The 19,919-nt window shown below is 54.2% G+C and carries 16 protein-coding genes; 6 read left to right on the top strand and 10 right to left on the bottom strand.

Annotated features, from left to right (window positions below; all coding sequences use genetic code 11):
- Nucleotides 1–4: 4 nt before the first annotated feature.
- Nucleotides 5–1,339, top strand: coding sequence for a serine hydrolase domain-containing protein (locus PGR91_RS06705; RefSeq protein WP_228385775.1), 1,335 nt, complete (start codon nucleotides 5–7; stop codon nucleotides 1,337–1,339).
- A 58-nt stretch (nucleotides 1,340–1,397) separates the two neighbouring features.
- Here the strand turns inward: PGR91_RS06705 and buk are convergent, their stop codons facing one another.
- The 5 genes from buk to PGR91_RS06680 form a co-directional block, all read right to left on the bottom strand.
- Complete coding sequence (gene buk, locus PGR91_RS06700) at nucleotides 1,398–2,474, bottom strand: butyrate kinase (protein WP_101570582.1); 1,077 nt, start codon at nucleotides 2,472–2,474, stop codon at nucleotides 1,398–1,400.
- A 6-nt stretch (nucleotides 2,475–2,480) separates the two neighbouring features.
- Nucleotides 2,481–3,386: a phosphate acyltransferase gene (locus tag PGR91_RS06695; RefSeq protein ID WP_101571571.1), complete on the bottom strand. Its 906-nt coding sequence runs from the start codon at nucleotides 3,384–3,386 to the stop codon at nucleotides 2,481–2,483.
- A gap of 103 nt (nucleotides 3,387–3,489) precedes the next feature.
- Nucleotides 3,490–4,707 carry an acetate/propionate family kinase gene (locus PGR91_RS06690; protein WP_055204229.1) on the bottom strand — a complete coding sequence of 406 codons (1,218 nt, stop codon included), beginning with the start codon at nucleotides 4,705–4,707 and terminating at the stop codon, nucleotides 3,490–3,492.
- Between the two features lie 31 nt (nucleotides 4,708–4,738).
- Nucleotides 4,739–5,743 (bottom strand): phosphate acetyltransferase, encoded by a 1,005-nt coding sequence (gene pta, locus PGR91_RS06685; protein ID WP_055204228.1) that lies wholly within the window; start codon nucleotides 5,741–5,743, stop codon nucleotides 4,739–4,741.
- A gap of 183 nt (nucleotides 5,744–5,926) precedes the next feature.
- On the bottom strand, nucleotides 5,927–6,574 hold the full coding sequence (locus PGR91_RS06680; RefSeq protein ID WP_101570586.1) for a DedA family protein: 648 nt from the start codon (nucleotides 6,572–6,574) through the stop codon (nucleotides 5,927–5,929).
- A 212-nt stretch (nucleotides 6,575–6,786) separates the two neighbouring features.
- Here PGR91_RS06680 and PGR91_RS06675 point away from each other — a divergent pair, with 212 nt between their 5' ends.
- The 4 genes from PGR91_RS06675 to PGR91_RS06660 all read left to right on the top strand — a co-directional run bounded on the left by PGR91_RS06675 (nucleotide 6,787) and on the right by PGR91_RS06660 (nucleotide 13,675).
- Nucleotides 6,787–8,793 carry a DUF349 domain-containing protein gene (locus PGR91_RS06675; protein ID WP_055204224.1) on the top strand — a complete coding sequence of 669 codons (2,007 nt, stop codon included), beginning with the start codon at nucleotides 6,787–6,789 and terminating at the stop codon, nucleotides 8,791–8,793.
- Nucleotides 8,794–8,797: 4 nt separating this feature from the next.
- Nucleotides 8,798–10,435: a CTP synthase gene (locus PGR91_RS06670; RefSeq protein ID WP_055204223.1), complete on the top strand. Its 1,638-nt coding sequence runs from the start codon at nucleotides 8,798–8,800 to the stop codon at nucleotides 10,433–10,435.
- Nucleotides 10,436–10,453: 18 nt separating this feature from the next.
- Nucleotides 10,454–12,346: a membrane protein insertase YidC gene (gene yidC / locus PGR91_RS06665; protein WP_101570588.1), complete on the top strand. Its 1,893-nt coding sequence runs from the start codon at nucleotides 10,454–10,456 to the stop codon at nucleotides 12,344–12,346.
- A 165-nt stretch (nucleotides 12,347–12,511) separates the two neighbouring features.
- Nucleotides 12,512–13,675, top strand: a complete 1,164-nt coding sequence (locus tag PGR91_RS06660; RefSeq protein WP_118457427.1) for a Gfo/Idh/MocA family protein — start codon at nucleotides 12,512–12,514, stop codon at nucleotides 13,673–13,675.
- 70 nt (nucleotides 13,676–13,745) lie between these two features.
- On the opposite strand, the gene PGR91_RS06655 is transcribed toward PGR91_RS06660, so the two are convergent.
- The 5 genes from PGR91_RS06655 to PGR91_RS06635 form a co-directional block, all read right to left on the bottom strand.
- Nucleotides 13,746–14,324, bottom strand: coding sequence for an OmpH family outer membrane protein (locus PGR91_RS06655; RefSeq protein ID WP_070103301.1), 579 nt, complete (start codon nucleotides 14,322–14,324; stop codon nucleotides 13,746–13,748).
- Between the two features lie 17 nt (nucleotides 14,325–14,341).
- A complete protein-coding gene (locus PGR91_RS06650; RefSeq protein ID WP_101570594.1) occupies nucleotides 14,342–14,854 on the bottom strand; it encodes an OmpH family outer membrane protein in 513 nt (170 codons plus the stop codon).
- Between the two features lie 16 nt (nucleotides 14,855–14,870).
- Nucleotides 14,871–17,309, bottom strand: coding sequence for a BamA/OMP85 family outer membrane protein (locus tag PGR91_RS06645; RefSeq protein WP_101570596.1), 2,439 nt, complete (start codon nucleotides 17,307–17,309; stop codon nucleotides 14,871–14,873).
- Between the two features lie 134 nt (nucleotides 17,310–17,443).
- Entirely contained in the window at nucleotides 17,444–18,169 is a 726-nt protein-coding gene (locus tag PGR91_RS06640) for an isoprenyl transferase (protein ID WP_055204213.1), read from the bottom strand.
- An 87-nt stretch (nucleotides 18,170–18,256) separates the two neighbouring features.
- Nucleotides 18,257–19,144: an NAD(+)/NADH kinase gene (locus PGR91_RS06635; protein ID WP_055204211.1), complete on the bottom strand. Its 888-nt coding sequence runs from the start codon at nucleotides 19,142–19,144 to the stop codon at nucleotides 18,257–18,259.
- A gap of 60 nt (nucleotides 19,145–19,204) precedes the next feature.
- On the opposite strand from PGR91_RS06635, the gene PGR91_RS06630 reads away from it, so the two are divergent.
- Nucleotides 19,205–19,918: a pyridoxine 5'-phosphate synthase gene (locus tag PGR91_RS06630; RefSeq protein ID WP_118656618.1), complete on the top strand. Its 714-nt coding sequence runs from the start codon at nucleotides 19,205–19,207 to the stop codon at nucleotides 19,916–19,918.
- The last annotated feature ends 1 nt before the right edge of the window (nucleotide 19,919 follow it).

Genomic DNA, 19,919 nt, shown 5'->3' with positions numbered 1-19,919 from the left:
CTCCGTGAAATTCAGATACTTTTACGCACTGCTGTGTTTGATATTGACCGTCTTCACGCTAAACCGGAGCTGTCACGAAAGCGTGCGGAACGTTTACAACCCGATCCCGGAAATCATTCTACCCGAAGGGATCAACCACCTGCTCGACAACTCCAACTCGGAGCTCGAAGAGACCCGGCAGTTCGAGAGGATCGTCGAACGCTTCATGCAACAATGGGAGATCACCGGCGCGTCGATCGCCATTATGAAAGACGGCAAACTACTATACAGCAAGGGATTCGGCTGGGCAGACAAAGAACAGGGCATCCGTACCGACGTCCGGCATATCTTCCGGATCGCATCCCTCTCCAAGCTGATCACGGCGACCGGCATCATGAAACTCTGCGAACAGGGACGGCTTTCGCTCGGCGACCGGGTTTTCGGCGCCGACGGCATCCTGAATGATTCGCTGTTTCGGAATATACGGGACAAACGGATCGAAAAAATAACCGTCGAGCATCTGCTGCGCCACCAGGGAGGCTACTCGATCCGCAGCGGCGATCCGCTGTTCTGCTCGGTGAGCGTCGCAAAACAATTGGGCATCGCTCCGCCGGTGGGATTCGACGACATGGTGCGTTATGCGGCCGAAACCCGCCTGCGCTACGAACCGGGAAGCAGCAACCTCTATTCGAACCTCGGCTACGTGGTACTGACCAAAGTAATCGAAAAAGCGAGTGGACTGCCTTACGAGAGTTTCATCCGGGACAGCATTCTGTCGCCCGCCGGATGCCACGACATGCACATCGGCCGCTCGTCCTACGAACAGAAATTCCCGAACGAAGTCCGCTATTACGAGCCTTCCGACGCCGAGCCGACCGAAGCGTTCGACGGCAGCGGCCGGTTGGTTCCGCGCAGCTACGGCGGCTGCGACATGCAGGTGCTGAGCGGGGCAGGAGGCTGGGTAGCCTCTCCGGCGGAACTGATGAAGTTCATTACGGCGATCGACCCCGGCGATTCGCGGCCGGACATCCTGAAACCGGAAACCATCGCCTACATGACCGAAAAAGACAAATCGAAATACCCGATCGGCTGGATGAGAACCACCGAAAGCGACGACTGGTCGCGCACCGGGTCGCTGTCCGGATCGAGCGCAATGCTCAAACGGCAGCACGACGGTTACACCTGGGTATTCATCACCAACACGAGTTCCTGGTCGGGTTCCCGCTTTCCCCGGAAAATCGCCGCAATGATGAAACAAGCGATGGGCAAAATAAAAAAATGGCCCGACCGCGATCTGTTTTCGGTCGAACAGCCGGCCGATTCCGTCCGGTCGTCCCGACTGTCGCCGGCAAAAAAATAACCGGCAGCGCCGGCTGCCGGTCTTTCGAAACGTCCCGGAAACATCTCTTCGGCACGTTTTATTCGTACTTCTTCGGCATCTCTTCGCCCCGCAATACCCGCAGCGCATTTTCGGCCAGCGCTCCCATCTCGTCTTCACCGGGAATCACCTCGACCGGAGCGATAAAGGAAACGCGTTCGCGGATCGCGTCGCAAACCGTGCCGCTGTACGCGATGCCGCCGGTAATCAGAATCGCATCGACCCGACCGCCGAGTACGGCAGCCATAGCTCCGATCTCCTTGGCCACGTTGTAAGCCATCGCGTAGATGATCCGTTCGCAGGCCCGGTCGCCCTGTTTCGCTCGTTCGAGCAGTTCCTGCACGCTGTTGGAGCCCGCCAACGAAACCAGACCACCGCTGCCGCAGAGCATTCGCCGGATCTGGGCCTCGGTATATTGTCCGCTGAAACAGAGCTTCACCAACTGTCCGGCCGGTAGGGTTCCCGACCGTTCGGGCGAAAAAGCGCCGTCGCCGTCCAACGCGTTATTCACGTCGATCACCCGTCCGCCCCGGTGAGCGCCGACCGAAATACCGCCCCCCAGGTGGGCGACAATCAGGTTCAGTTCATCGTACTTTCTCCCGACCCGCGCGGCATAAATCCGCGATACGGCTTTTTGATTCAAAGCGTGGAAAATAGAGACCCGGCGAAACAGCGCGTGCCCGCAGACGCGGGCTACGTCGTCCAATTCGTCCACGACGACCGGATCGGCGATATAAGCCTTCGCATCCGGAACCCGCGACGCGATTTCGACAGCCAGCAGTCCGCCCAGGTTCGAGGCGTGCTCGCCCTGCGGAGCGTGGATCAAATCCCGACGTAGCGCGTCGTTCACCTCGTACACGCCCGAAGCGATCGGTTTGACCAATCCCCCGCGCCCGATAACCGCAGACAGCGAGTCCAGCGCAATACCTTCCTCCTCCAGAACTTTCAGAATCAGATCCCGGCGAAAACCGAACTGGTCGGTCACGCGGGCGAACGGCCGCAGCTCCTCCGCCGAGTGACGGATCGTCCGGCTCATCGCCTCCGTTTCATCGAGATACACCGCAATTTTCGTAGAAGTCGAACCGGGGTTGATCGCCAATATTCCGTATTGTTTCATCACTTCTTACTTTTTAACGGACAACGCAGCCATTGCGATCGAATAGAGCTTCGACGCCGGAGAATCGCCGCGGGACGTCAGTACGCACGGACATTTGGTGCCGACCACCATCCCGGCCAGCGGTGCGCGGCATAGTTGGTTTGCCGCCTTAAAGAAAGCATTCGCCGCATCCAGCGTCGGGAACAACAGGCAGTCGGCGTCGCCTGCAACCGGACTCGACAGCCCTTTGGTCTGGGCTACCTCCTTCACCAGCGCCACATCCACCGCTAACGGACCGTCGATCAACGCATTTCCGAACTGTCCCCGGTCGCCCATTTTGGACAGGATCGCCGCATCGACCGCCGACTGGATTTTCGGTAGCATCTGCTCGCTCGGAGCGACCACCGCGACCTTGGGTTTCTGAACGCCCAGCGCCCGGGCCGCCTCGATCAGATAGCGGGTGATCCGCACCTTCTGATCCAGGTCGGGGTAGGGGATCACCGCCACGTCCGACACCAGCAGCAACTTGTGATACATCGGCAGCTCCAGCACCGCCACATGGCTCAACACCCCTTTGGGCGGAAGCAACCCGAATTCCTTGTCGAGAATCCCGCGCATGTATTTGTCGGTAGAAACCAGCCCTTTCATCAGAATATCGGCCATTCCGTCATGGATCATTTTCACGGCCGTCGCCACGCAGGCGACATCGCTCTTCTGGTCGATCACCGAAAACTTTTCCGGGTCGATCTCGTCCGCCATGCAAACCCGCTCGATCTCGTCGCGGTCGCCGACGAGGATCGCTTCGACGATTCCCATATCCACCGCCGCGCCAACGGCCTCCAGCGTGTGCGAATCCTGCGCATAGGCTACCGCCAGTTTTTTACGCGGCTGCCCCTGGACGGTCTGAATGATTTCTTCCAGTTTCGTTATCATCGTTTCATAATTTAACAATCCTTTGAAACATCAAAAAGTTTTCCGTTTTTTTCATTCCGGAAAACTTTTCGAACATTCGTTTGCATTCGCCGCAACAACCGTATTATTCGGAGCGTTTTTTGGTCAACCGGAACGTATCCGAAGCGATGACCAACTCTTCGTTCGTAGCGATCGTAACGACCTTGACGCGCGAATCCGGCGCAGAGAGCACGACGTCTTTTCCGCGCACGCCCCGGTTCACCTCGGGATCGAATTTCACGCCCATGAATTCGAGCCCTTTGCTGACGCGCTCCCGGGTTCCCGGATCGTTTTCGCCGATTCCCCCGGTAAAGACGATCATATCGATCCCCTCCATCAGCGCGGCATACGCGCCGACGAACTTCTTGATCCGCGCCGCAAACATTTCGATCGCCAGTTCGGCCCGCGGATTCCCACTCTCGGCCGCAGCGCGGATATCGCGCATATCGGACGAAACGCCGGTAATGCCGAGCATTCCGGACTCCTTATTGATCATCACGCTCAGGCGATCCAGATTGATCCCTTCTTTCTCGGCGATATAAATCAGCGCGCCGGGATCGGTGCTGCCGCAACGGGTTCCCATAATCAGGCCGTCGACCGGCGTGAATCCCATCGACGTATCGTAAGACTCCCCGTTCAGGATCGCCGCCACCGACGCTCCGCTACCGATATGACAAGTCACGATTTTCGACCGATTCATATCGATCCCCGTCAACTTGCAAGCCGTCTGGGCCACATATTTGTGACTCGTTCCGTGGAAACCGTAACGGCGCACCCGGTAATCCTCGTAATATTTATAGGGGAGGGCGTACATAAAATTCTTGGCCGGCATCGTCTGGTGGAACGAAGTATCGAATACGGCCACCTGCGGCGTGTTCGGCAGGATGTTTTCCATCGCGAGAATCCCCTTCAGATTGGCCGGATTATGCAACGGAGCCAAGTCGAAGCAAGCTTCGATCTTCTGCTTGACGGACTTGTCCACCAAAGCGCTGTCCTTAAAATACTCTCCGCCGTGAGCCACGCGGTGACCGACCGCCGCGATCTCCGAGATGCTTTCCAGTACGCCGTACTCCGGATCGACCAGCGCGTCCAGGATCAGGCTGATCCCGCTCGTATGATCCGGAATGCTCCGCACCACTTCGTAAACCGGTTTTCCGACCGGCTTATGCGTCAGGATCGCGTCGGACAGACCGATCCGTTCGATAATGCCCTTCACCAACAGCGAATATTCCGTGGCGCTCTTCATGTCGATCACCTGATACTTGATCGACGAACTACCACAGTTTAAAACAAGGATTTTCATAAGTTTATATCACTTTATATTAACCTTCAGATTACTTCATTCCTCCCGCCTGGCATGCCGTAATCGCGACGAGTCCGACGATATCGTCCACCGAGCACCCTCTCGAAAGGTCGTTGATCGGAGCGGCCATTCCCTGCAGGATCGGACCGATCGCCTCGGCATGCGCCATGCGCTGCACCAACTTGTAGGCGATGTTGCCGACTTCGAGCGTCGGGAATACCAGTACGTTCGCTTTGCCGGCGATCTTGCTGCCGGGAGCTTTTTGCGCGCCGATACCCGGAATGATCGCGGCGTCGGCCTGCAACTCCCCGTCGATCATCAACGTCGGATCCAACTCCTTGGCCAATTCGGTCGCGCGCACCACCTTGTCGACCATTTCATGTTTGGCCGAACCTTTCGACGAAAAACTCAGCATCGCGATACGCGGTTCGAAACCGGCGATCACGCGGGTCGTCCGCCCGGTCATCACAGCGATCTGCGCCAACTCTTCGGCCGTAGGATTCGGATGCACCGCACAATCCGCGAACACCATCATCCCGTTCTCCCCGAACATCGGGTCTTTCAGCATCATAATGAACGCTCCGGACACGACGCTGATCCCCGGTATGGTCTTAACATACTGAAAAGCGGGACGCAACACGTCGCCGGTCGCATTGTTCGCGCCGGCTACCTCTCCGTCCGCATCGCCGGCCTTCACCATCACGGCGCCCAAATACAGCGGATCGGCGATCTGCTTTTCAGCCTGTTCGCGGGTCAATCCTTTGGCTGCCCGAAGCTTCAGCATCAGTTCCACGTACTTTTCCTTATCGGGATTGTTTTGCGGATCGACGATCTTCGCCTTCCCGATATTTTCCAGATAGAGTTCCGAAGCCAGATGATGGATCTGATCCGGATTCCCGATCAGGATCAGATCGGCAAACCCTTCGCTGATAATCCGGTCGGCAGCCTTCAGGTTGCGTTCCTCGTAGGCTTCCGGCAGGACGATCGTTTTGATGTTGCTTTTCGCCTTCTGTTTGATTTTATCGACAAATTCCATAATACCAATTATTATTTAAATTGTGTTTTCATCCGAAACGACAACCGGCCGTAAAGAGGTGAGAGCGACCGGATACCCTGCAAAAAAACGCTCTTCTCATCCGTCGAGATAAAAAGAGGACAGCCCGGGGCCGCAACAAAATCACACAAAGGTAGCCATTTACCGACGAAATGAAAATGTATTTTACTTTTTTTTACGTTTATTGCGCCATATCTCGATCACAGCCGGCAAAATGGAAACGACGATGATCACGACGATCAACAGCTTCAGATTTTCCTGCACCACGTCCAGTCCGCCGAACAAAAATCCGGCGTAACAGAAAACGGCCACCCAGGCACACCCGCCGACCACATTGAAAAGGGCGAAATGCCGATAGCTCATGTGCCCCATGCCGGCCACGAACGGAGCGAACGTCCTCACGATCGGAACGAATCGCGCCAGAATAATTGTTTTTCCGCCGTATTTTTCATAAAAAGCGTGCGTTTTCTCCAGGTAACTCTGTTTGAAAATCCGGGAATCCGGATTCCTGAACAATTTTTCGCCGAACAAACGGCCGATCGTGTAATTGGCCGCATCTCCCGACACGGCGGCGACAGCCACCGCCAGCACCAGCAAATGGACATTCAACTCGTTGGTCGGCAAAGCGGCCAGCGCGCCGCCTACGAACAGCAGCGAATCTCCGGGCAGAAAAGGCGTTACGACCAGGCCGGTCTCGCAGAAAATGATCGCGAACAGGATCGCGTATACCCATACGCCGTACTGGGCGACCATCTGCGCCAGATGCACGTCGATGTGCAGCAAAAAATCGATCAGAAAATGAACATATTCCATAAAAGTTCGAGTTATCGCAAAATTTGGAAATGCAATTTTAGGCAATTATTGTTAAAAAACAGTTAAGAAGCTCGCTATATATTCCCGCAAAGGGCGTGAATACCGGTAACTTTTTGAACGGGAACTGTGTTTTTTAGGAAAAATCATATACTTTTGTAATTTAAAGCTGCCCGCTGGCAGCGGGACTTTTCTGAATCTAAAAACGTTTGATGATGGTTACCGAAAACAACGAACTGCCTGTTCCCGAGGAACAAGTCAATGCTTCCGGCATTGAGGATACGACGGATACCGCTCCGACTGCCGAACCGGCGGTCGAAAAAGAAAGCAAGAACCGGCAAGACGCACCGGCCGACCCGCAGGCTCCGGCCCCGGAAAACGCCGCCGATCCGGTCGTAGACTTCTCGGACGAAGAGGCGGCCCTGGCGGCCGACGCTCCGGAATTCGATCTGGGAGACGAAGAACCTGCGGAAGAAAACGCCGGCGGGGATCGCGTTTCGGAGACGGTCGACTATTCCGGGAAGAACAAAGAACAATTGCTCGCGATTTTCGAAACGCTGCTGCGGACGAAGCCCGTACAGACGATCCGCGCAGACGTGGAAGCCATCAAAATAGCCTTCTATAAGAATTACCGCAACGAGGTGGATCAGTTGCGCAAGCTGTTCGTCGAATCGGGCGGCAATAGCGAAGATTTCGTTCCGCCCGCAAACGAAGCGGAGCAGCAGTTCAAGACGCTATTCGCCGAATACCGCGAGAAACGCAATGAGTTCATCGCCCGGCTGGACGCCGAAAAAGAAGCCAACTACCAGACCAAACTCCAGATCATCGAAGAACTGAAAGAACTGGTCAACAGTAACGAAACGCTCAATCAGACATTCAACACGTTCCGCGAACTGCAACAGCGCTGGAAAGAGACAGGGCTCGTACAGCAGTCGGTCATGAAAGACCTGTGGGAAACTTACAACCTGCACGTCGAGAATTTCTACAATTTCATCAAGATCAACAAGGAACTGCGCGACCTCGACCTGAAAAAGAATTACGAAGCCAAAATCGCCCTGTGCGAAGAGGCGGAAGCGCTGGTGCTGGAGAACTCGGTCATTACCGCGTTCCACAAATTACAGAAGCTGCACGAACAGTGGCGCGAAATAGGCCCTGTGACCAACGAATACAAGGAACAGTTGTGGGACCGTTTCCGCGAAGCCAGTTCGAAAATCAACAAACGGCATCAGGAACATTTCGACCAACTGAAAGAGGAACAAAAGAAAAACCTCGACCTGAAAACCGAGCTTTGCGTCAAGACCGAGGAACTGGTCACCGCTGCGCCGATCTCCCGCAAGGAGTGGAACAAAGCCTCGGAACAACTGATCGAAATCCAGAAAGTATGGAAAACGATCGGTTTCGCCCCGAAAAAAGACAACACCAAAATTTACGAACGCTTCCGCAACGCATGCGATAAATTTTTCGAAAACAAACGGAATTTCTATCTCCAGACGAAAATGGAGATGGAAAGCAACCTGCAACTGAAAAACGAAATATGCGCTGCGGCCGAAGCCGTTCAGGACAGCGAGGAGTGGAAAAAAGCCACCGACGAACTGATCGCGCTACAGAAAAGGTGGAAAGAGATCGGGCCGGTCGCACGCCGCCATTCGGATGCGGTGTGGAAACGGTTCCGCACGGCCTGCGACCGTTTTTTCGAGCGCAAGGCGGCCCACTTCGCAACGATCGACACCCAATACGAAGAGAACCTGACGAAAAAACGCGCGCTGATCGAAGAGATGAAAAACTTCGTCGCGGACGGACAGGAAAAGGCTTTCGACAAACTGAAAGAACTGCAACGCCGTTGGGCCGAAACCGGATTCGTGCCGATCCGGCAAAAAGAGGCTATCCAAAACGAATGGCGTCAGTTGGTCGATGCCGCTTTCGCCAAGTTGCGCGGCAATGAAAAAGAGCGTCATCTGGAACGCTTCAAAGGCAAAATCCAAAACCTGGCGGCAGACAACGCCAACGACCGCCGCCTGCGCCACGAACGCGAACGACTGTACAACAAGATGAAACAACTCGAAGCGGACATCGCGCTGCTGGAAAACAACATCGGCTTCTTCTCGAAAAGCAAGAACGCCGAGGCCATGATCCGTGACGTCAACGAGAAGATCGCCAAGGCGAAAGAGGAAATGGCAACCACGATTGAAAAGATTAACATGATAGATAAGCAGGGAGAGTAAAAACATGGCTGTGAGTAACACGAACAAAACGAAATTTATCTTTGTCACCGGAGGCGTCGCCTCTTCGCTGGGAAAGGGGATTATCTCCGCATCCCTCGCGCGGCTGTTGCAAGCCCGGGGCTATAAAGTAGCGATCCAGAAGCTGGATCCGTACATCAACGTCGATCCGGGAACGCTGAATCCCTATGAACACGGAGAATGCTACGTCACCGAAGACGGCGCCGAGACCGACCTCGACCTCGGGCACTACGAACGTTTCACGAACATCCCGACTTCACAGGCCAACAACGTCACCACCGGACGCATCTACCAGAGCGTTATCAACAAAGAACGGCGCGGCGAATTCCTCGGCAAGACCGTGCAGGTCATCCCGCACATCACCGACGAAATCAAACGGCGAATCAAGTTACTGAGCGCCAAGAAAATATACGACGTTATCATCACCGAGATCGGCGGCACGGTCGGCGACATCGAATCGTTGCCGTACATCGAAGCCGTCCGGCAGCTCCGCTACGAACTGGGAGCGAACAACTCGCTGGTCGTGCACCTGACCCTGATTCCGTACATGGCCGCGTCCGGCGAACTCAAGACCAAGCCGACCCAGCATTCGGTCAAGCAGTTGCTCGAAAACGGCCTGCAGCCCGACGCGCTGGTACTGCGCACCGAAAAGCACCTGACCAACGACATCCGGCGCAAAGTGGCGCTGTTTTGCAACGTGGACGTCAATGCGGTCGTCGAATCGATCGACGTACCGACGATTTACGAAGTGCCGCTGATGATGCTGAACCAGAAACTCGATCTGGTGGTGCTCGATAAACTACGGCTGCCGGACAACGGAGAGCCCGACCTGAAAGCCTGGATCGAATTCGTCGAAAAGGTCAAGCATCCGCAGAAAAAGGTCAACATCGCGTTGGTCGGCAAATACACCGAACTGCCTGACGCCTACAAATCGATCGTCGAATCGTTCATACACGCCGGGGCCGCAAACCATACGAAGGTGAAACTGCAATACGTAAATTCTGAAAAGATCACCAAAGAGAACATCGCCGCGCAACTGAAAGGCATGTGCGGCATTCTGGTAGCGCCCGGTTTCGGGCACCGCGGCATCGAAGGAAAAATCGAAGCGGTGCGTTACGCCCGCGAACAGAAAATCCCGTTCTTCGGGATCTGCCTTGGAATGCAGTGCAGCGTAATCGAATTCGCCCGCAACGTGCTCGGATACGCCGATGCGAATTCGACCGAGATGGACAGCACGACGCATCCGGTGATCGACCTGATGGAAGAACAGAAGGGCGTGACCGAAAAAGGCGGCACGATGCGGCTGGGAGGATACCCTTGCGCCCTGCAAAAAGGCACGAAAGTCTATGCGGCATACGGGAAAGCCGAGATCGTCGAACGCCATCGCCACCGTTACGAATTCAATAACGACTACCTGGACGAGTTCGTCCAAGCAGGCCTCAAACCGGTCGGCGTAAATCCGGATACGAACCTGGTCGAGATCGTCGAACTGGAAAACCATCCGTGGTTTATCGGCGTGCAGTACCACCCCGAATATAAAAGTACGGCACTGCACCCGCATCCGCTGTTCGTATCGTTCGTAAAGGCTGCCGAAAAATATTGCGAAAGCAACAGTTGTAAATAAAACAGAAGACGTCAAAACATGGATAAGAAAACGCTACTGGGCCTACTGATCATCGGTGTCATACTCTTCAGTTTTTCGTGGTACAACAGTAAACAGCAGTCGCAGTTCGACGAAGCCAAAACGCTCGTCGATTCGCTGAACGCCGCCAATGCGGCAGCCGTTCAGCAAACGCAGAAAGTGGAAAAGATCACCGTGACGAACTCGCCAGCGGGCGACAGCCTCCGGACGGCGCAAGCCGAACAAGCCCTCGAACGCCACCTCGGGAGCTCTCTTTTTCAAGCGACCAAAGGAACCGAAACTTTCTATACGGTCGAAAACGACCTGATGAAAATCCGCTTTTCGAACAAAGGCGGACGCGTCGCTTCGGTCGAGCTGAAAGATTACAAAACCTACGGGGGACAGCCTCTGGTGCTGTTCGCCGACACGACTTCGGTATTCGATCTGTCGTTCTTCATCAAACAGGGATACAACGACGCCCAGATACGAACAGGGGATTACTACTTCACCCCCGCCGAGGCGACCGACCTGACTTTCGGGGCAGGGCAGGAGCAAAAGGAATTCGTCCTGCGGTTGCCGGTGGATTCGGCCGCCTATGTGGATTACGTTTACACGATCCGCAAGGACAACTACATGATCGACTTCGACGTGCGTTTCGTCGGTATGCAGCAAATCTTGTCGCCGAACCAGGGCGACATGGAAATCACGTGGCAGAATGTCGGCCCCCAGAACGAAAAAGGGTTCGAAAACGAGAACCGTTACACGACGATCGCCTATAATTACCCGGGCGACGACGGCATCGAGGAACTCGGCATCTCCAACGAAACGAAAGAGGAGACGATCAATTCCAAGATCAAATGGGTGGCATTCAAGCAGCAGTTCTTCTCGTCGATCCTGATCGCCGGAGACGATTTCCAGAACGGCTCGGTCAAATTCACGACCTTTGCGCCTACCGCCCGCGAGATCAAAACGTTCCATACGCAACTGGCCGTCCCCTATACGCCGCAGACCGACCATTACGATTTCAGTTTCTATTTCGGCCCGAACAAATACTCGACGCTGAAAAAATACGACGACCTGCACCTGCAAAAGTTGGTTCCGCTCGGAGGCTGGATCATCGGCTGGGTGAACCGCTGGCTGGTAATCCCGACGTTCGATTTCCTGGGTAAATACATTTCGAATTACGGATTGATCATCTTGCTGCTGACGATCTTCATCAAAATCATCATCTCGCCGTTGACCTACAAGTCCTACCTTTCGACCGCCAAAATGCGCCTGCTGAAACCGGAAATGGACAAGCTCAACGAGAAGTACCCGAAACAGGAAGACGCGATGAAGAAACAGCAGGCGATGATGGCGCTGTACAAAAGCGCCGGAGTCAACCCGATGGGGGGCTGTATTCCGATGCTGATCCAGTTCCCGATCCTGATCGCCATGTTCCGCTTTTTCCCGGCGTCGATCGAACTGCGCGGAAAATCGTTCCTGTGGGCCGACGACCTTTCGTCGTACGACAGCATCCTGCATCTGCCGTTCAACATTCCGTTCTACGGCGACCATGTCAGCCTGTTCGCGTTGCTGATGGCCGTATCGGTATTCATTTCGTCGAAGATCAACTACGCGCAGACGGCCGGAGCAGGCCCGCAGATGGCCGGCATGAAATTCATGATGCTGTACCTGATGCCGCTGATGCTGCTGTTCTGGTTCAATAATTACTCCAGCGGCCTGAGTTACTACTATCTGGTCAGCAACATCATTACGATCGGGCAAACCTATGCGTTCCGTTACATCGTAAACGAGGACAAACTGCACCACCGGATGAAAGAAAATGCCAAAAAACCGCGCAAGTTGAGCAAGTTCCAGCAACGGTACGAAGAGATGATGAAACAACGGGAACAAATGGCCAGAAAGAGATAACGACTGCAAAACAAGCGATACCCGAAAAACGCCGGCTGTTCAGCCGGCGTTTTTTATAGCCGCAAATTACTGTAATGTAACTTTTACGCGGCACGTTCGGGAACGGATTCCGCATAAACCGGATATTTTACTATTTTTGTTACAAACCAACTTAAAAGCACAATCATGATAAACCGAAAACTGAGAATGGGCATGATCGGCGGCGGGAAAGGCGCTTTTATCGGTGCGATCCACCGGGCCGCCGCGCTGATGGACAACCAGATCGAACTGGTTTGCGGATGCTTCAGCAGCAAACCGGAAGTTTCACTGGCTTCCGGCCGGGAATATTTCTTACCGGACGACCGGATATACACTTCTTACCAACAGATGATCGAGCGCGAAGCCGCGCTGCCGGAAGAACGGCGCATGGATTTCGTATCGATCGTCACTCCGAACCAACTGCATTTCGGGCCGGCCGCGATGGCTATGGAACATGGCTTCGACGTCGTACTCGACAAACCGATCACCTTTTCGCTCGAAGAAGCTTACCGGCTCAGGGACAAGGTCGAACAAACCGGCCGTACCCTTGCGCTGACCCATACTTATTCCGGTTATCCGGGCGTCAAAGAAGCGCGCGAACGTTTCGCCCGCGGCGATTTCGGGAAAATCCGGAAAATATTCGTCGAATATACGCAAGGATGGCTCTCCACGCGCGTCGAACTCGATCCCGCCTCAAACGCCGGATGGCGCACCGATCCGTCCCGCTCCGGAAAAGCGGGAACGATGGGAGATATCGGCACTCATGCCCTGCAACTGGCCGAATACATCTCCGGGCAGCGATGCACATCGCTCTGCGCCGACCTGCGTACAGTCGTGGAAGGACGCCTGCTCGACGACGACGGCGCGGCACTGCTCCGTTTCGACGGAGGCGCCACCGGCGTGCTGGTCGCAACCCAGGTAGCCGCCGGTGAAGAAAATCCGCTGACGATCCGGATCTATGGCGAAAAAGGCGGCATCGAATGGGCACAGATGGAACCGAATACGCTGTACGTCAAATGGAACGACCGACCGATGGAGGTCGTACGTACCGGGAATGCTTACATGGGAGCCGCTGCAAAAGCCAACACCCGCACGCCCGGCGGACATCCCGAAGGTTACATCGAAGCCTTTGCGAACATTTACCGGAATTTCGCACGTACCGTGCGGGCCCGGCGGAGCGGGGAAGCGCCCCGGCCGGAATGGACGGATTTTCCGGATGTGAACGACGGAATCCGCGGTATGCAGTTCATCGAAACCATCGTAAAATCCGGATCGGACGACGACCGTAAATGGACCGAATGGGTAAGATAACCCGCCGCGCGGCATACCGGCATAAAAAAGGCTCCTCTTCGAGGAGCCTTTTTGTATTTTATAAATCCGGTTATTTCGCTGCCGGGGTCGCGGGAGCCGTAGGCGCCGCCGCGTCGGTCACCGGAGTAGTCGGCTTGTCTTTCAGGTTCAATTCCTTTTTCAACAGAGGAAGGATGTCGGTTACCGTTGCCGCGTTGTAATAAGCCAGCGGTTCGTTGGCCGTATTGAACACCAGCGTGAAACTGTTTTCCTTGCTTACTTTGTCGATCGCAGCCTGCGCCTTCTTCAGCACCGGATCGAACAGATCCATCTGCGCTTTCTGAAATTGCTGCGTAGCGAGCTGGCTCAGTTCCTGGTAACGCTGCTGAACGCCGTCCAGTTCCTTCTGCCTCATCTCTTTCACCGCATCGGAAAGCGTAGCGGCATTTTTCTGATAATCGAGCGCCTTCGTATTGAATTCGACCTGGACGGCTTCCAATTGCTCCGACAGTTCTTTCTGTAAAGCCTGTAGTTTGACCATTGCCGAATCGTTCTCCGGCATCAGAGAGATCAGGTCGTCCATCTTGATATAGCCGAACTTCTGAGCGTAAGCACTGCTCCCCGCTACCAACAGCGTCGCAACCAAGGTTAATTTGAGAATCGTTTTCATAAAATTCACATTAAGTTTTAATTGTTGTTTAACATTTTGATAATTTCATCGGTTTTGTCCAACGCCGGCTGATAGTAGAGCAGGGTCTGATTATTCGCCCGGTCGACTACCATTCCCAGATTGTTGGTTTCGGCGTACTTGTTGATCGCGGCGAAAACCCGCTCCTGGATCGGTTTGATCAACTCGATACGTTTTTTCATCAGCTCGCCTTCGGGACCGAAAACGTCCTGCTGATATTTTTTAATCTCTTTTTCCCGGTTGACGATTTGTTCCTCCCGGTTCTGGCGGCTCGTCTCGGACAGATATCCCCGCTGCGCAGCATAGTTGTTGAACGTCTCGTCCAACTCCGCATACGCATCGTCGATATTTTTCTGATATTCCGCGGACAGATCGTCCAGTTGCTTGATCGCACTATTGTAGTCGGCCTGCGACTTGAAAATCGTCTCGGAATTCACGAATACATAACTTTGCGCCCATGCGCCGCTTGCCGCGCAGAATACGAGTGCAAACAATACCACGAACTTTTTCATAGCCTGATAATTTAAATTAGAACTGTTGACCGATCATAAAATGCACCTGGCTTCCGCTGCGGTGGCTCGCTCCCACGGCCCTGTCGAAACCGTATCCCCAGTCGATACCCAGCAGTCCGACGACCGGCATAAAGATTCTAAGTCCCACGCCGACAGAACGTTTGATCAGAAAAGGATCGAACTCCTGCCACGACCTGAAAGCGTTTCCACCTTCCGCAAATACCAGACCATAGATATTCGAATTCGGCTTCAATATAATGGGATAACGTATCTCCATCGTATATTTATTGTATGCCCGCGCATAATCGGTTCGTCCGTCCGTCGTATACGAATAGGGGGTCAGGGCGCCATCCTCGTATCCGCGCAGTCCGATAATATCCACACCGTACACATTATACCCCGACATACCGTCGCCGCCGACATCGAACCCTTCGAACGGAGAAGGTTTGTTCTTGTTGTACGATCCCAGGTAACCCATTTCGGCTTTAGCCATAAACACCAGCTTGTTATTGTTGGTCAACGGGTAAAACCACTGCGCTTTGAGCTGCCATTTATGGTATTCGATCCATTTATACCGTTTACGATCCGGCAAATTGGGATCGGAATAATCGATATTTTTCTGGAACAGCGAGTAGGGGGGAGTCAGAGCCAGCGAAACGGAGAACTCCGAACCGGTACGCGGATAGATCGGCGAATCGACCGTATTGCGGCTGAAAACGGTTTTCAACGCGATAATATTGGAAGTGCCGTTTTCCACGATGAACGACGTCCAGTCTTTCAGGTTATAGGCCTGGTAGCTGAGCTCGTGGTACAGCGAGAAGTTCCTGTCGGGCCACTTGAGCCTCCGTCCCCAGCCGACCGAAACACCCATCGTACGGAAGTGCTTGGTGCCGGACTGCCATGCGTAGTAAGCATTCGTCTCGTTGGAATAGAAGAGTCCGAGCGTAAACGAATTCGGCTTCTTTCCGCCCAACCACGGCTCGGTAAAGTTCACCGAGAAGGCCTTGTAATACGAACCGTTACTCTGCGCCCGGACGGCCAGCGACTGCCCCTGCCCCTGCGGGAAAGGTCGCCAGGCACCTTTCTTAAAGAAATTCTTGATCGCAATGTTGTTCAGCTGAACGCCGATCGAGCCGACGAACATGCCGCTTCCCCAACCGCCGGATATCTCGAATTTGTCGTTGGCCACCTCTTCGAGCGGGAACGCGATATCGACCAGTTCGGTGGAATTTTCTACCGGTTGAACGTCCGGCAACATCTTTTCGGGGTCGAAATGTCCCATCTGGTTCAACTGCCGGATCGTCGCCATCAGCAACGAACGGTTGTACAATTCGCCGGGACGCACGTACAGTTCGCGGCGAATCACGTTGTCGTTCACCTTCCGGTTTCCGGACACGTCCACTTCGTTGATTTTGGCCTGTTTACCTTCGTATATCTTGACATTGATATCGATCGAATCCTCGCCGACGACCTCTTCGCCCGGATCGATCTTGGAGAACAGATAACCGTTGTTCTGATACAGCGAGTTCACCGAAGACATATCCTCCGGGTTATCCTCCTTACCGATTCCCAACCGTTTATACAGCGACTTTTTGTCATAGGTTTCTCCCCGGCGGATTCCCAGCATGTCGTTCAACTGTTTGGTATCGTAGACGTCGTTACCCGTCCAGGTTACGTTCCGGTAGTAGAATTTGTTTCCCTCTTCCACCTTGATCGCGATCCCGATCCGGTTGTCGCTGATCGGATAGATCGAATCGCTGATGATCGTGGCGTTGCGATACCCCTTCGAATTGTAATAGTCGATTACATTTTCCTTGTCCGTTTCATACTCTTTCTCCTTCAGCTTCGCTCCCCGCAGGAAGTTGATGCTCTTGCGGTGCGTCTTTTTCATCGCGCCGCGCAACTGCCTGTCCGAAATCGCTTCGTTCCCATCGAAGACGATATCGCCGATCTTCACCCGTCGGTTGCGGTTGATCACAAACGTCACGTTCACCACATTCTCCAGCGTCGAGTCGTTTTCCACGCGGTAGCTCACCTCCGTATTATAAAACCCTTTTTCCCGGAAATATTTTCGAATCGCCTCTTTCGAACTGTTCAGGATAAAATCGGACAATTCACGGCCCTTTTTCAGATTCAAGGTTTCGAACAAATCGGATTTCTGCCCCTTGCGGATACCTTCCACATTCCAATTATACACCCGGGGGCGGTCTTTCAGCACCACTTCGACATTCACGCTATCGCCGACGGGAGACACCAGCATCTGGATATCCGAGAAGACTCCTTGTCCCCACATTTTCTTAATGGAATTGGAAATGTACTCGCTGGGCAACATGATCGTATCGCCCTTGACCAGACCGGTCATGGCCGAAATGAACTGCGGATCGCGGTAGGTGGCTCCGCTTACGGTTATATTATTGATAATATATGCTTTGGGAGTAGATTTGAAATCAATCATCGGCGGAGTTTGAGTCTGCTTCGTCGAGTCGTCGGGTTGAGCAAAAACGGAAACATTTGTCAATATAAACAGTAAAGCTATTGCCAGGTTCCTTAATTTATTTCTCATTTTTTCCTGTACTGGTGTAACAAGGGTTATTTTTTCATCAATATTCCGTATCTGCGCTCCCGCTTCTGATACTCCGCGATCGCCTTATCGAATTCAGACTCGTCAAAATCGGGCCAATAGGTTTCCGTAAAATACAACTCGCTGTAAGACAACTGCCACAACAAAAAATTACTCAGGCGTTGCTCTCCGCTGGTACGGATCAGCAGGTCGGGATCGGGAATCCCCGCCGTAACCAGGTTGTCGGCCACGGTACGATCCGTAATTTCGTGAATCTGCAATCCTTCGTCGCGTACCTGCACGGCTATTTTCTGCGCCATCCGGGTAATCTCCCACCGCGAACTGTAATTGACCGCAACGACCAGGGTCAGTTTCTCGTTCCGGTGCGTCTCTTTCTCGCTGCGCGCAATCGCCGCACGCACATCTTCGGCCAGCGCTTCCACATCCCCGATGAACCGCATCCGCACGCCCTGGCTCTTCAGTTCGGCGGTTTCGTTCGACAGGGACTTGCACAACAACTCCATCAGCGCCTGCACCTCCTCTTTCGGACGCCCCCAATTCTCGGTGGAGAAGGCGTAAACGGTCAGGAACTTCACTCCACGACGGACAGCCGCGCGAATCGCTTTGCGCATACTCTCCACGCCGTTGATATGGCCATATACCCGCCCCTGCCCGCGTTCTTCCGCCCACCGGCCGTTGCCGTCCATGATAATGGCCACGTGTCGGGGTATATTTTCCGGATCGAGATTATCCATCTGTTCGTTTTAAAATGTAGAGTGCAAATATAACACTATTACCGGGATTTCCGTCAAAATAACAACGGGATTCCGAAAGCGTCGACGCTATTTGACCAGATCCCGGCTGTCGATCCCCCACATCATTTTATTTCTTAACGTATCGTAAAAAGATATATTTTGGAAATGCACCAAAAAAATCGACTTTTCGGCCTTCGACACCCGGAAGGTCACTCCATTGGGCGCCGTGTAGTTCTGATTGTCAAGCGAAACGGCAAAATCGGTTTCACGGCTCGACACCCTCAGCGTAATCACGCTGCTGTCCGGAATCACCACCGAGCGCATCGTCAGGTTGTGCGGCGCGATCGGCGAAATCAAAAAACACCGGCAATCGGGCGCCACCACCGGCCCGCCGACGCTCAGCGAATAGGCCGTCGAACCGGAAGGCGTGGAAACCAACACGCCGTCGCCCCAGTAAGTAGCGATCATCTCGTCGTTGACATACACCTCGGTCGAGATCATATTCGGCCCATGCCGCTGGATCGTAAACTCGTTGAACGCATACGGAAACCCGGGCTGCTGCGTAAACTCGCCCTCGGCATGGATCAGCGAACGCGGAGCCACCGTGTAGTCGCCCGCCTTTATATCGGCGAACGCCTGCTTCATGTTTTCTTTCGTTATATTCGCCAGAAAACCCAGACGTCCCGAATTGATCCCGACGATCGGAACCGGACGGTTATCGAGCAACCGCACGGCATCCAGAAAAGTCCCGTCGCCGCCGTAGCTGACCATCACGCGCGCGTCGTCCCCGATACCGGCGCTGTCCCGGTAAATCTGCTCCGCACCGAACGTCCGGCCGGTCTTCGCCCCGATCAGTCCGGCAAAGTCTTTGTTCATCCGGTAGGACATCCCGGTTTCGTCCAACGCATTGATCAGCAAGTCCAAATCCTCTGCCGAAAAAGACGGCTGAGCACGGCTGTACAAAACTATATTCATCCGATTTCCAATTACTCAAAAAAGTGTTGTAACTTTATGCCCACAAAAATAGCGAAAAATATGACAAAGCTAAGCGTTAACATAAATAAGATCGCCACCCTGCGCAATTCCCGCGGGGGGGACATTCCGAACGTCGTCGAAGCGGCGCTGAACGCCGAACGGTTCGGCGCCCAAGGGATCACCGTGCACCCTCGGCCGGATGAACGACACATCCGCTACCGGGACGTCTACGACCTGAAACCGGTGCTTACGACCGAATTCAACATCGAAGGAAACCCGATCGACCGTTTCGTCGATCTGGTACTCGATGTCCGCCCGACCCAAGTAACGCTGGTGCCCGACGCGCACAACGCGATCACGTCGAACGCCGGCTGGGATACCGTCACGCACAAAGCCTTTCTGAAAGAAGTGATCGCCCGGTTCAAAGCCTCCGGCATTCGCACCTCGATATTCGTCGACGCACGGCCCGAAATGATCCCGGCCGCAGCCGAAGCCGGAGCCGACCGCGTGGAACTTTACACCGAACCCTACGCGAAGAACTACGCCGCCGACCGCGAAGCGGCGATCGCCCCGTTCGTCGAAACGGCTCGCGAAGCGGCACGCTGCGGTCTCGGCGTCAACGGAGGTCATGACCTGAACCTCGAAAACCTGAAATATTTCGCTGAAAACATTCCGAACCTGCTCGAAGTGTCGATCGGCCATGCGCTGGTCGCCGACGCCATCTACCTCGGGTTCGAAAATACGATCCAGCTCTACCTGAAACAACTTCGGTAAC

The organism is Candidatus Alistipes pullistercoris, assembly GCF_027665465.1.
In the GTDB taxonomy this organism is placed as follows: Bacteria; Bacteroidota; Bacteroidia; order Bacteroidales; family Rikenellaceae; genus Alistipes_A; species Alistipes_A hominis.
The sequence above is the reverse complement of the archived record's forward strand: the minus strand, read 5'-3'. Positions and strand labels throughout refer to the sequence as shown.